The sequence below is a fragment of the Phenylobacterium sp. genome (assembly GCF_041691455.1).
Lineage (GTDB): Bacteria > Pseudomonadota > Alphaproteobacteria > Caulobacterales > Caulobacteraceae > Phenylobacterium.
Genome location: NZ_JBEPUO010000001.1, coordinates 363,284 through 375,703, shown reverse-complemented (window position 1 = coordinate 375,703; position 12,420 = coordinate 363,284). Strand labels below are relative to the sequence as shown.

At 69.9% G+C, this 12,420-nt stretch carries 15 protein-coding genes and 1 pseudogene; 10 read left to right on the top strand and 6 right to left on the bottom strand.

Translation table 11 applies throughout. From position 1 onward, the window contains the following. The first annotated feature begins 4 nt into the window (after positions 1–4). Positions 5–475 carry an OsmC family protein gene (locus ACESMY_RS02000; RefSeq protein WP_372781639.1) on the top strand — a complete coding sequence of 157 codons (471 nt, stop codon included), beginning with the start codon at positions 5–7 and terminating at the stop codon, positions 473–475. Between the two features lie 4 nt (positions 476–479). Here the strand turns inward: ACESMY_RS02000 and ACESMY_RS01995 are convergent, their stop codons facing one another. Further along, a complete protein-coding gene (locus ACESMY_RS01995) occupies positions 480–1,070 on the bottom strand; it encodes a DUF1579 domain-containing protein (RefSeq protein ID WP_372781637.1) in 591 nt (196 codons plus the stop codon). A gap of 226 nt (positions 1,071–1,296) precedes the next feature. On the opposite strand from ACESMY_RS01995, the gene ACESMY_RS01990 reads away from it, so the two are divergent. Then, positions 1,297–2,082 (top strand): C1 family peptidase, encoded by a 786-nt coding sequence (locus tag ACESMY_RS01990; protein ID WP_372781635.1) that lies wholly within the window; start codon positions 1,297–1,299, stop codon positions 2,080–2,082. Positions 2,083–2,088: 6 nt separating this feature from the next. Here the strand turns inward: ACESMY_RS01990 and ACESMY_RS01985 are convergent, their stop codons facing one another. From ACESMY_RS01985 to ACESMY_RS01970, 4 genes are all read right to left on the bottom strand, one after another. Beyond that, positions 2,089–2,427, bottom strand: coding sequence for a protease inhibitor I42 family protein (locus ACESMY_RS01985; RefSeq protein ID WP_372781633.1), 339 nt, complete (start codon positions 2,425–2,427; stop codon positions 2,089–2,091). Next, complete coding sequence (locus ACESMY_RS01980; protein ID WP_372781631.1) at positions 2,427–2,852, bottom strand: very short patch repair endonuclease; 426 nt, start codon at positions 2,850–2,852, stop codon at positions 2,427–2,429. The genes ACESMY_RS01985 and ACESMY_RS01980 overlap by 1 nt, the downstream gene beginning before the upstream one ends. Continuing rightward, on the bottom strand, positions 2,849–3,838 hold the full coding sequence (cysK, locus tag ACESMY_RS01975) for a cysteine synthase A (protein WP_372781629.1): 990 nt from the start codon (positions 3,836–3,838) through the stop codon (positions 2,849–2,851). Before cysK ends, ACESMY_RS01980 begins: the two co-directional genes overlap by 4 nt. A gap of 92 nt (positions 3,839–3,930) precedes the next feature. Then, positions 3,931–5,067: a DNA cytosine methyltransferase gene (locus ACESMY_RS01970; RefSeq protein WP_372781627.1), complete on the bottom strand. Its 1,137-nt coding sequence runs from the start codon at positions 5,065–5,067 to the stop codon at positions 3,931–3,933. A 46-nt stretch (positions 5,068–5,113) separates the two neighbouring features. On the opposite strand from ACESMY_RS01970, the gene ACESMY_RS01965 reads away from it, so the two are divergent. Further along, complete coding sequence (locus ACESMY_RS01965; protein ID WP_372781625.1) at positions 5,114–5,536, top strand: hypothetical protein; 423 nt, start codon at positions 5,114–5,116, stop codon at positions 5,534–5,536. On the opposite strand, the gene ACESMY_RS01960 is transcribed toward ACESMY_RS01965, so the two are convergent. Next, on the bottom strand, positions 5,533–5,682 hold the full coding sequence (locus ACESMY_RS01960; protein WP_372781623.1) for a hypothetical protein: 150 nt from the start codon (positions 5,680–5,682) through the stop codon (positions 5,533–5,535). The two genes, ACESMY_RS01965 and ACESMY_RS01960, sit on opposite strands and share 4 nt — an antisense overlap. Positions 5,683–5,859: 177 nt before the next feature. Here ACESMY_RS01960 and ACESMY_RS01955 point away from each other — a divergent pair, with 177 nt between their 5' ends. The 7 genes and pseudogenes from ACESMY_RS01955 (at position 5,860) to ACESMY_RS01925 (ending at position 12,417) form a co-directional block, all read left to right on the top strand. Continuing rightward, a complete protein-coding gene (locus ACESMY_RS01955) occupies positions 5,860–7,638 on the top strand; it encodes an amidohydrolase family protein (RefSeq protein ID WP_372781621.1) in 1,779 nt (592 codons plus the stop codon). Positions 7,639–7,649: 11 nt separating this feature from the next. After that, complete coding sequence (locus ACESMY_RS01950; RefSeq protein ID WP_372781619.1) at positions 7,650–8,690, top strand: TauD/TfdA family dioxygenase; 1,041 nt, start codon at positions 7,650–7,652, stop codon at positions 8,688–8,690. Positions 8,691–8,756: 66 nt separating this feature from the next. Further along, a complete protein-coding gene (locus ACESMY_RS01945) occupies positions 8,757–9,221 on the top strand; it encodes a BLUF domain-containing protein (protein WP_372781617.1) in 465 nt (154 codons plus the stop codon). 45 nt (positions 9,222–9,266) lie between these two features. Further along, positions 9,267–11,099, top strand: a pseudogene (recQ, locus tag ACESMY_RS01940) (DNA helicase RecQ); the annotation flags it as partial. A gap of 69 nt (positions 11,100–11,168) precedes the next feature. Further along, positions 11,169–11,471, top strand: coding sequence for an endonuclease domain-containing protein (locus ACESMY_RS01935; protein WP_372782282.1), 303 nt, complete (start codon positions 11,169–11,171; stop codon positions 11,469–11,471). A gap of 191 nt (positions 11,472–11,662) precedes the next feature. Continuing rightward, positions 11,663–12,115 (top strand): hypothetical protein, encoded by a 453-nt coding sequence (locus ACESMY_RS01930; RefSeq protein ID WP_372781615.1) that lies wholly within the window; start codon positions 11,663–11,665, stop codon positions 12,113–12,115. After that, positions 12,115–12,417 carry a transcriptional regulator gene (locus ACESMY_RS01925; RefSeq protein ID WP_372781613.1) on the top strand — a complete coding sequence of 101 codons (303 nt, stop codon included), beginning with the start codon at positions 12,115–12,117 and terminating at the stop codon, positions 12,415–12,417. Before ACESMY_RS01930 ends, ACESMY_RS01925 begins: the two co-directional genes overlap by 1 nt. The last annotated feature ends 3 nt before the right edge of the window (positions 12,418–12,420 follow it).

The following is a 12,420-nucleotide window of genomic DNA, read 5'->3' as shown; positions in this document are numbered from 1 at the left end:
GCCGATGGCCAGCTACCGCGCGACCTCGGAGTGGAGCCTGGAAGACGGCGGCGATTTCCCGAACGGCCGCTACAGCCGCGGGCATTCGCTGGTGTTCGGCTCCGGCCTGGAAGTCCCCGGCACCGCCTCGCCGCACGTGGTCGGCAACAAGTGGTCGGTCCCGGGCGCGGCCGATCCCGAGGAGATGCTCGTGGGCGCCATCAACACCTGCCACATGCTGAGCTTCCTGCACGTGGCCCGCGAGGCCGGCTTCCTGGTCACCCGCTACCGTGATGCCGCCGAGGGCGTGATGACCAAGCGCGACGACGGCGAGATGTGGGTCTCGAAGGTCACCCTGCATCCGCAGATCAGCTACCAGGGCCGCCAGCCGACGCCCGCCGAGCGCGACCACATGCACCACGCCGCCCACCAGGTCTGTTTCATCGCCAATTCGGTGAAGACGGAGATCGTGGTGGAGGAGACGGTCGCGGCCTGAGCCTCTACTTCTGCGGGCCCTTCGCCTGGCCGGCCATAGGCCAGTCGGTGTCGCCGACGCGCCGGAGGTTCATCTCGAAGATCTGGGTCACGCCGCCGTCGGGGCGGACGAACTCGCCCACTTCGCGCCAGGTGTCGGCGGTGTGGGTGGCGGTGTAGCGGATCTTCGACGGCCCCGCGGCGATGGTCCAGACGTAGCCGGCGGGCGTGACCTCCAGCGGGAACTCCCCGGCGCGGCCCTGGGCGTAGGAATGGAAGGCGAAGGCCTTGCGGTCCGGATCGTAGGACATGATCCCGAAGGCGTTGAAGGCCGCCGGCTTGCCGTCGGTCTCGAAGCTCTTGCCCTCTATGGCGACCAGGGAGCCGTCGAGCATGGTCCCCACCCGCTCGGTCTGGATGATCTCGTGACGGCCGGCGGCGTTGGTGCTCCAGGCCGGGCCCTGCCAACGGCCGTGGGTCCAGTCGAGCGCCGTCATGGCCGCCTTCTGGGCCTTCAGCAGCGCCGCCGGATCGGGCGGCCCGCGATCCTGCGCCGAGGCTCCGCCCGCTATCGCCGCGACGATCAAGGCCACCGCGGCTGCGTGTGCCCAGCCCATGCAAAATCCTCCCCGAGGCGGCCCGCGCGCCTCACCGGACATACTTTGCAATTCAAAGTTCTTTTGTCAATAGCATGGAAAAGCCTCGGACGGACGCCCAGTTCGCATCGCAGGCGAGAGGGTTTGCCAATAACATCGTTCGATGCAACTGTGGGATGTCCGGGGCGGGCGTAAGTCACAGCTTTGCATTGCGACGTCTCCGCCGGACGCAAAGGGAGGCGAGGCCATGGCCGACGGTGAGCTTTTCGTACGGACGATCCCGAAATACGGCTGGGTGCCGGACCTGCCGGACGCCCGCGATCACCTCTACGCCGCCCCGATGCTGGGCGCGGCGGTCCTGCCGGTGAAGGCCGACCTGCGACCCAACTGCCCGCCGGTCTACGACCAGGGCCAGCTCGGCAGTTGCACCGGAAACGCGATCGGCGGGGCTGTCCAGTTCGAGCGCAAGAAGCAGGGCATGGCGCCCGACTTCGCGCCGTCGCGCCTGTTCATCTACTACAACGAGCGGGTGATCGAAGGCACGGTCGGGACCGACGCCGGCGCCCAGATCCGCGACGGCATCAAGGCGGTGGCGACGCTCGGCGTCTGCCCGGAGCCCGACTGGCCCTACAACATCAGCAAGTTCACCCAGAAGCCGACCGCCAAGGCCTTCAAGGACGCGCTGCACGCCCGCGCGGTTTCCTATTCGCGGGTGACGCGGACCCTGCAGCAGATGAAAGGGTGCCTGGCCTCGGGCTTCCCGTTCGTCTTCGGCTTCACGGTCTATGAGAGCTTCGAAGGCGCCGATGTCGCCAAGAGCGGTATCGTGCCGATGCCCAAGGCCAACGAGAAGGTGCTGGGCGGCCACGCGGTGCTGGCCGTGGGCTACGACGACGCCCAGCAGCGGTTCTTCGTGCGCAACTCCTGGGGAACTGGCTGGGGGATGCAGGGCTATTTCAGTATGCCCTACAGCTACCTGCTGGACGAGAACCTCTCCGACGACTTCTGGACGATCCGCCTGATCGGCGCCTGAGCCGCCTCAGTCCGAGGCGGTGAGGTTGACCGTGAAGCTGCGGGCGACCTTCCCGCCGCGGCCGGGGAGCGGCGCGAGGCGCACCTCGAACGGGCCGGACCCGGGTTTCGTCGCCTTCAGCCGCCAGCTGTGCCGGCCGGGCGCGCCCGGCGGCGCGTCGGCGGCGGGGGCCTCGAAGGCGTCGTCGCTGATGTCGCAGCAGACCGGCGCGCGGGCGATCTTCCAGCGGAAACCGGTGGTCGGGCGCTCCTCCAGGATGACGGTGACCGCCTCGCCCCGAGCCAGCCGGAGGGCCGCGCCGTTGTCGGCTTCGGAGACGATGTGGGCGGACGGCGGTTCAGCCATCATGAGGGGCTCCTTTCGGCGGCCAGCAAGGCTCGGAGACGCAACTCCAACGCGCAGGCATCCCTAAGGTCGCATTCCCAGATTGTTTCCACATGCCAGCCGAGTTCCGCAAGCGCCTCGCGGCTGCGTTCGTCGCGGGCGCGGTTGCGGGCGACCTTGCCGACCCAGTAGTCGCGGTTCTGCTTGGGCACACGGGCCCCGCGGGCGCAGTCGTGGCCGTGCCAGAAGCAGCCGTGGATGAAGAGCGCCAGGCGGCGGCCCGGCATCACGATGTCGGGCTTGCCCGGCAGGTCGGCGCGCTGCAGCCGATAGCGGGCGCCCAGCGCCGTCAGGGCCTTGCGGACCTTGAGCTCGGGCGAGGTGTCCTTGCCCTTCACCCGGCGCATCACCGCCGAGCGTTTCTCCGGCGGGTAGACGTCGGTCACAGCCCTTCGAAGAGCGCGGTGGAGACGTAGCGTTCGGCGAAGCTCGGGATGATGGTGACGATCAGCTTGCCCTTCATGTCGTCGCGGCTGGCGACGTCGAAGGCCGCCGTCAGGGCCGCGCCGGAGGAGATGCCGACCGGGATGCCCTCCTCGGCGGCCACCCGGCGGGCCATGGCGAAGCTGTCGTCGTTGGAGACCTGCACCACCTCGTCGATCACCCCGCGGTCGAGGATCGAGGGGACGAAGCCCGCGCCGATGCCCTGGATCTTGTGCGGGCCGGGCGGACCGCCGGAGAGGATGGCGGAGGTTTCCGGCTCGACGGCGATCATCCGCACGGAGGGTTTCCTGGCCTTCAGCACCTGGCCGACGCCGGTGATGGTGCCGCCGGTTCCGACGCCGGAGATCACCGCGTCCACGCGGCCGTCGGTGTCGTTCCAGATTTCCTCGGCGGTGGAGACCCGGTGGATCAGCGGATTGGCGACATTGTCGAACTGCTGCGGCATCACCGCGCCCGGGGTCGCCTCGACGATCTCCTTGGCGCGCGCCACGGCGCCGGCCATGCCGCGCTCGGCCGGGGTCAGCTCCAGCTTGGCGCCCAGGATCAGCAGCATCTTGCGCCGCTCCATGGACATGCTCTCGGGCATGACCAGGGTCAGCCTGTAGCCCTTGGCGGCGGCCACGAAGGCCAGCGCGATGCCGGTGTTGCCGCTGGTCGGCTCGACGATCATGCCGCCGGGCTTCAGGACGCCCTTGGCCTCCAGGTACTCGACCATGGCCACGCCGATGCGGTCCTTGACCGAGCCGATCGGGTTGAAGAACTCGAGCTTGGCGACCACCTCGCCCTTGGGCTTCAGCGCCGCGGTCAGCCGCGGCAGGCGGACGAGCGGGGTGTCGCCGATGGTGTCGAGGATGGAATCGAAGATCTTGCCCCGGCCGGCGCGCTGATAGCGGGCGGCGTCGTAGACCTTGTCGGGGGTGGCGTCCATGAAGCGGACCTTTCGCGCGGGGTTAGCTGCCCTTGTGAGCGCGAACCTAAGGCTTCCGGGACGGATTGGAAGGGGGCGAGCTACTCGGCCAGCTACTCGGCGGCCATCGCGGCGGAGCCGCCCAGCAACGGCTCCAGGATCTCCTGCGCCAGCCAGCGCACGACCGGCACGGCCACGCCGTCGCCGGCCACGTGCAGGGCCGTGGTCGCGGCCTTGGGCAGGCTGTAGCTCTCCGGCAGGCCCATCAGCCGCGCCGCCTCGCGGGGGCTCAGAAGTCGGGTCCGAACCCGGCCGTTCTCCACCACCACGATCACCTGCCGCGAGGAGCCGCCGCGCGGGGTGCGCAGGCAGCCCGCCAGGCCGTCGAAGCGCGCTTCGGCCCGCTGCACGCGCTGGCCGGCCTCGACCCGCATGCGCCGGTAGACCGCACCCACCGCCCGCTCGCCCCGGGCCCGGATCGCCTCCAGCCGCGAGCGGTGCAGGGGCGCCATCAGCGCCAGCCAGCGCGCCGTCCGCTCAGGACTATGCCAGACGACCGCGTTGTCGGGCTCCAGCAGGGCGGCGAGGTCGGTGTTGCGGGGTGCGGGGCGCGGCGTCCGCCACCAGATCCAACGGGCCGCCAGCGCCTTCGGCAGCCCGGCCGCGGCCGCCCGGACGGCGCGGGTGTGGAACGGGCTCGCGCCCACCAGGCCGGCGGGGGGCGGCGTGCGGGTGGCGATCACGAAGACCCTGGGGCGCGACTGCGGCAGGAAGGCCGCGGCGTCGACCTCGAGCGCGCCGAAACTGTAGCCCTGGCCCGCCAGCGCCTCGCCCAGGGCCGCGAAGTCGCGCCCGCCGTGCGAGGTGAGAAGGCCGCCGACGTTCTCGATGACGATGGCGCGCGGCGCGCGGCCCTCGGCGTCCAGGCCCGCGATCAGCCGCCAGAAGCCGAAGAAGGCCGAGGAGCGGCCGCCCGCCAGGCCGGCCCGCGCGCCCGCCAGGCTGAAGTCCTGGCAGGGGCTGGAGGCCCAGGCGAGATCGGCCCGGCCCGGCAGGTCGGCGGTCGTGAGCTTCCAGACGTCGCCCTGGTGGAAATGCGCCGCGGCGTCGGGGAAATTGGCGCGGTAGGTGGCCGCCTTGCCCGGATCGAAATCGTTGGCGAAGGCGCAGTCCCAGGCCTCGCCCAGCCCCAATCTCGCCATGCCGCCGCCGGCAAAGAACTCGTAAAAGCAGAAGGGCGCCCGATTCATCGCGTTTAAGTCTAACCTGCGTCGCTCAAACCCAAAGGACTCGCGCATGCGCCGGTTGATCCTGATTGCCGCCCTCGCGCTGTCGGCCTGCGGCAAGGCGGAGGAGCCGAAGAGCCTGGGCCCGCCGCCGGACGTGGCGATGAACTTCAACCAGCCGCTGGATGCGCGGGGCCTGAACCCGTCCTGGGGCCTGACGATCCGTGGCGTGCAGCTGACGCTGACCCGCGAGGGCCAGCCGACCATCGTCGCCACGGCGCCGGGCGCGGTCATCCAGCCGAGCGAGGCCTCCTGGACCGCGACCCTGCCGGACGGTCAGCCGATGACGGTCAAGCTCTACGCCAGCCCCTGCTCGGACGACGACAGCGATGTGAAATATACGTTCGCGGCTGAGGTCGCGCTTCCGGGGTCGGCCCCGTTGGCCGGGTGCGCGGGCCCGCCGGCCACGGCGCGGCGCGGCGTCAAAGGCTAGCTGCGCCCGACGTCGATCTGGTCGATCTGCGACTTCGGCTCGGACCGGCCGGCATGCCCCACGAGGAGCAGCACGGATCCGGCCACGAGCGCCGCAATGGCCGCAGCCAAGGTAGCCTTGAGCGTCACGATGGGTCCCTCAACCAATCTCGCGCGAGCTCATGGCTTAGCTTATTGGGCTTAATTCACCGGGAACAAAGGTGCTGAATCCTTCGTAAGCGCCGGCCGGCCTGACGCGATGGCGCTTGACCGATACCCAACGTCAGGGGGCAAATTGCATCGGACAGACGGCGAACGCCGCGCCGCGCCGCAAGGGAGCCCGCCATGGAAAAGGCCTACGACCTGGTGATCCGGGGCGGCCGCGTCGTCGACGGGACGGGCTCAGCCGCCCTCGAGGCCGACGTGGCGGTGAAGGACGGGCAAATCGCCGCGGTCGGCAAGATCGCCGGTTCGGGCGCCGAGGAGATCGACGCCCGCGGCCAGGTGGTGACGCCGGGCTTCGTCGACATCCACACCCACTATGACGGCCAGGCCACCTGGGACGAGCGCATGCAGCCCTCCTCCTGGCACGGGGTGACCACCGTCGTCATGGGCAATTGCGGCGTGGGCTTCGCGCCCTGCAGGCCCGACGACCACGACCGGCTGATCCGGCTGATGGAAGGGGTCGAGGACATCCCCTTCCCGGTGCTGACCGAGGGCCTGCCGTGGAACTGGGAGAGCTATCCGGACTATCTGGAGAGCCTGTCGAAGCGGCGTTTCGACGTCGACATCGGCAGCCAGCTGCCGCACGCGGCGCTGCGGGTGTTCGTCATGGGCGAGCGCGGGGTCAACCGCGAGCCGGCCACCGAGGCCGACATCCACGCCATGGCGGCGATCGCCAAGCGGGCGATGGAGGCCGGCGCCATCGGCTTCGGCACGTCGCGGACTCTCAATCACCGGTCCTCGGACGGCTCGCCCATCGCCACTCTGACGGCCGGCGAGGACGAGCTGACCGGCATCGCCATGGGCATGGCGGCGGCCAACGGCGGGGCCGGCAAGGGCGTCTTGCAGGTGGTCTCCGACTTCAACGACCCGGCCGAGGAATTCGCCATGCTGCGGCGGATCGTCGAGGCCTCGGGCCGGCCACTCTCGTTCTCGCTGCTGCAGAGCCCTCGCGATCCGGAACAATGGCGTTTCATGCTGGAGCAGATGTCGGCCGCCAAGGCCGCGGGCTTGCAGATCCGCGCCCAGGTGGCGACCCGGCCGGTGGGCGTGCTGTTCGGCTTCGAGCTGACCGCCAACCCCTTCAGCACCTATCCGACCTATCGCGAGATCTCGAATTTACCCTTTGGCGAGCGCATCGCGCGGCTGCGCGATCCGGAGTTCCGCGCCCGCCTGCTGGCCGACGAGCCCGACAGCGGCCGCGCGCCCGGCCTGTCGCCCGCCCGGGCCTGGGAGCGCATCTTCCCGATGGGCGTCGACAGCCCCGACTACGAGCCGACGACGGAGACCTCCATCGCCGCCATCGCCGAGGCCCGAGGGGCCGATCCGCGCGCCGTCGCGCTCGACCACATGCTGGACGGCGGCCCCCAAACCGAAGAAGGGGGCGGTGGGCGCGGCATGCTTTACCTGCCGCTCCTCAACTACGCCCAGAACACGCTCGATCCGGCCTACCAGATGCTGCAGCACGACTGCGTAGTGCCCGGCCTGTCGGACGGCGGGGCGCATGTGGGGATGATCTGCGACGGCAGCTTCCCGACCACCAACATCGTCCACTGGACGCGGGACCGCACACGGGGCCCGAAACTCAGCCTCGAGCACATGGTCAAGGCCCAGTGCCGCGACACGGCCGAGACGGTCGGGCTGTTCGACCGCGGCCTGATCGCGCCCGGCTACCGCGCCGACCTCAACGTCATCGACTACGGCCGCCTGAAGCTGAAGGCGCCGAGCGTCGCCCACGACCTGCCGACCGGCGGCCGGCGGCTGATCCAGCGGGCCGAGGGCTATACGGCGACCATCGTCGCGGGACAGGTCACCTACCGCGACGGCGAGCCCACCGACGCCCTGCCTGGCCGGCTGCTGCGCGGGGCGCAGGCCGCGCCGGCCCGCATGGCCGCGGAATAGGAGAGGCGCGCATGAACGACATCGCCCGGTTCGCGCCGCAGGTCCTGGAGACCGCCTGCGAATGGACGGCCAGCGACGTGGCCGATCCGACGAAATGGACCGAGCACCTCTCCGCCGCCGAGATCGACGAGCTGGAGGCGGCGGTGGCGCACGCCTTTTCGATCTCCGACGACTTCATGAAGATCGGCAAGGCGGAGTTCCCGCTGCCGACCCTTGGCCCGCGGCTGAAGGCCATCGAGCGCGAGCTGATGGACGGGCGCGGCTTCGTGCTGGTCCGCGGCTTGCCGCGCGAGCGGTGGTCGAACGACGAGATGGGCATGGCCTATTGGGGGATCGGGGCGCACCTGGGCCGGCCCTGGCCGCAGAACGCCAAGGGCCACCTGCTGGGCGACGTCACCGACCACGGCAAGGCTGCGAACGACCCGACCTCGCGCGGCAACGAGATCGGGCTGGTCGGCCTCGACTTCCACTGCGACGGCTCCGACCTGGTCGGGCTGATGTGCCTGCAGACCGGGATCTCCGGTGGGCTTTCGGCGGTCTGCAACTCGGTCGCCCTGCATAACCGCCTGGTGCGCGAGCGGCCGGACCTGGCGGCCGAGCTCTACAAGCCCCAGCCCTTCGACTATCGGGGCGAACAGGCGCCCGGAAAGCGCGGCTGGTACCTGATGCCGGTGTTCACACGCCACGGCGAGCGCCTCTTCATCCGCCTGATCCGCCCCTACATCCTGGCCTCGCAACGCCACGCCGACGCCCCTCGCCTGACCAAGAAGGCCGTCAAGGCGCTGACTTGGATGCAGGAGCAGGCCGAGGGCGGCGACTATTCGGTGCTGATGGATTTCCAGCCCGGCGACATGCAGTTCATCAACAATTACCACGTCTTGCACGGCCGCAGCGCCTATGTGGACGACCGCGCGGTGGGCAAGATCCGGCACCTGAAGCGCCTGTGGCTGGAGACCGACGCCCTGGCCGACCGCCCGAAGATCTTCACCAATGTGATGGGCGGCCACTGGGCGAAGAAGGCCAGCATAAGTCGGCTAGACGCCACAACTTAGCGCGAAAAATTAGACGAGTTTCAACATCTTACGCTCAATCTGCGCCTGCAGTTGCGGAGCGTGACGATGACTGAGATTTCCGGCCGGAAAACCCTGCATCGGCTGATCTACGCGAGCCGTCAGGCGATCGATCCGGCGGACATCGACGACGAGGTGGGCAAGATCATCCGCGCCTCGATCCGCAACAACCGCGAGGCTTCGGTGACCGGGCTGCTGCTGATCCACCAAGGCTATTTCCTACAGGCGCTGGAAGGCCCGGCGACCGCGGTGCTGACCACCTACGGCCGGATTTCCAACGACCCGCGGCATGCAGAACCCAGCGTCCTGCAAACCGGGCCCGTCGAGGCGCGCAGCTTCGGCGACTGGAACATGTGCGCCCGGCGGATGACGCCGGCGGACGAGGCCATCCTCGACACCCTCTCGCAGCGGAAATCCTTCGAGCCGCATACGCTTTCGGGCGCCTCGGCGCTGCGCCTGCTCAAGGCGGTCCGCGGCATCCAGGACCGCACCCAGCTCCAGGCTCTGCGCTGAGATCACGCGCTGGCGCCGGGACTGAGTCGCCCCCATAAGAGCGGCATGACCGCCGCCGTCGCCGAGCTCGCGCCCGACCCCCTTCACGAAGCCCGGGAAATCCTGCGGCGGACGTTTGGCCATGCGGAATTCCGCGGCATGCAAGGCGACGTCATCGCCGAGGTTCTCGCCGGGCGGAGCGCCATGGCGGTGCTGCCGACCGGGGGCGGCAAGAGCGTCTGCTACCAGATCCCGGCGCTGATCCGGCCGGGCTTGGGCCTGGTGGTCTCGCCGCTGATCGCGCTGATGGCCGACCAGGTCGCGGGCCTGCAGCAGTCGGGCGTGGCCGCGGCGCGGCTCGATTCCAACGTCGACCCGGAGGAGAAGGCCGAGACCTGGCGGCGGATCGAGGCCGGCGAGCTCGACATCCTCTACACCTCGCCCGAGGGGTTGATACAGCCTTGGATGCTGGAGCGGCTCGGCCGCATCCCGCTGGCGCTGATCGCCATCGACGAGGCCCACTGCGTCAGCCAGTGGGGCCACGACTTCCGGCCCGAGTACCGGATGCTGGGCCGGCTCGCCGACCTCTTCCCCAACGTGCCCCGCTTGGCGGTGACGGCGACGGCCGACGCCCGGACCCGGGACGACATCCGCGCCGAGCTGCGCCTGGAGGACTCGCCGGAGTTCGTCGCCAGTTTCGCGCGGCACGAACTGGTGCTGTCGGCCGAGCGCAAGCGCGGGGCGGCGCACAAGCGGGTGGTGGAGCTGGTCACCGCCCGGCCCGACCGTTCTGGCGTGGTCTACGCCGGCTCCCGCGACGGGACGGAGAAGCTCGCCCAGGCGCTGCGCGACGCGGGCGTCCCGGCCCTGGCCTACCACGCCGGCCTCGACCGCCAGGTCCGCACCGAACGGCTGGAGCAGTTCCTGCAGGCCGACGCGGCGGTGATGGTGGCGACCATCGCCTTCGGCATGGGGGTCGACAAGCCCGACGTCCGCTTCGTGATCCACGCCGATCCGCCGGCCTCCATCGAGGCCTATTGGCAGGAGATCGGCCGCGCCGGCCGCGACGGCGACCTGGCCGAGGGCATCACCCTCTATGGCGCGGCCGACATGAGCTGGGCGCTGCGCCGCATCGGCGAGCGGGAGATGGAGCCCGTCGTCAAGCAGGCTCAGGTGGTGAAGGTCCGCCAGCTCTACGCCATGCTGGACGGGACCGGCTGCCGCGCGGCCACGGTGCGCCGCTACTTCGGCGAAGAGGGGGTCGAGGTCTGCGGGCAGTGCGACGTCTGCACCGGCCGGATCGACACCAGCGACGCCACCGAGGCCGCCCAGAAGGCGCTGTCGGCCGCCCACCGCCTGGCCGGGCGGTTCGGGCGCGGGCGGCTGGTCGACCACCTGCTCGGCAAGACCAAGGACGTCAGCGACCACGAGGCGTCGCTCTCCACCTGGGGCATCGGCCAGGAGCTGTCAGCCAACGCCTGGCGCGACCTGGTCGAGCAACTCTTGTTCGAGGGCCTGCTGCGTGAGGACCCCAACGACGGCCGCCCGCTGGTGGGCGTGGGCGACGCCGAGGCGGTGCGCGCGGTCTTCAAGGGCGAGCGGCGGGTGACGATCCAGACCCGCGCCGAAGCGCCCGCCCGGACGGCCCGCAAGACCCGCAAAGGGCGCGACACTCTGGCGCTGTCGCCCGCTGACCAGCCGCTGTTCGAGGCCTTGCGCGCCTGGCGCTCCGGCCAGGCCAAGAGCCAGCACGTGCCGCCCTATGTGATCTTCCACGACCGCACGCTGGCCGAGATCGCCGGCGTGAAGCCCGGATCCCGCGCCGCGCTCGAACGCATCAACGGCGTCGGTGAAGGCAAGCTCGCCCGCTACGGCGAGGCGGTGCTGGCGGTGGTTCAGGGATTTTCTGAGCTGGACGATGAACGTCCCGCCTTGTTGGTCGAGCGCGCCCAAGAGCTACGGCGGGATATGACCCCTCCAGAACGGCTGCTGTGGGAACAACTGAAGGGCGAGAAGCTCGACGGCTTCAAGTTTCGACGACAGCATCCTTTTGCGCCCTACATCCTCGACTTCTATTGCCCTTCGAAACGATTCGCGATCGAGGTCGATGGCGAGGCGCACAGCATGGGCGACAATCCCCAAAGAGACGCGCGTCGCGATTCATTCCTGAAGAGCCAGGGCGTGCGTGTGATGCGCGTTTCGGCCGATGACGTCTTCCGCGAGATGAATGGCGTCATACTCACGATCCTGGACGAACTCACGCGCTCGTAGCTTCCCCCGATACGGGGGAAGTGGCCCGACAGCCTCTTGGCTGGAGGGTCGATGGGGGAGGTCGAAGACTACTTCCCCCATTGTCGCCCGCCTTCGGCATTGGCGACATTTCCCCCGTACCGGGGGAAGATATTCACTTGACGACATGGAAAGTGACGTTACTTTCCGTGTTGGAAAGTGAGGAGTGCGTGATGTCCTACATCAATGAACGCGAGCGGCTGGATGCGCTTGAAGCGATCGCCAGCGCCAACCGGCAGATGGCCGAGCGCGCGAAGGCGCCGGGCTGGTATCACCCGACGCTCGGCGTGCTGGCCGGGGGGCTGCTGGCGGTGCAGGAGCTGCCCACGGGCTGGGTGTTCGGGTACGAGGCGCTGGCCGTGGTGGCGATGGGCCTGCTGGTCGCGGCCTATCGCCGGCACACCGGCCTGTGGATCCCGGGCTACCGCGCCGGCCGCACGCGGTGGGTGGCGGTCGGCGGCGCGGTGACCTTCGTCGCGGTGTTCCTGGCCTGCGTGTGGGTGAGCCGCACGACCGGTGTCCACGGGATCTGCGCCCTCGGCGGGGCGGTCATCGCCGGGCTGGTGACGATCAAGGGGCGCCTGTGGGAAAAGGCCTATCGGCGCGACCTGGGCGTGGAGGCCTGATGCCGACCGCGCTCGACCCCGTCATCCACGCGCCGCTGCGGCTGCAGATCTGCGCGATGCTGGCGGCCGCCGAGACGGTCGACTTCGCCACGGTGCGCGAGCTGCTCGACGTCAGCGAATCCGTGCTCTCCAAGCACATCAAGGTGCTGGAGGAGGCGGGCTACGTCGCGGTCCGCAAGGCCACCTCCGACCATCGCCAGCGCACCTGGCTGGCGCTGAGCGGCGCGGGCCGCAAGGCCTTCGCCGCCCACGCCGCGGCGCTCCGCACCCTGGTGGGCGACATCGGCCTGGCGGCGGAATAGGCC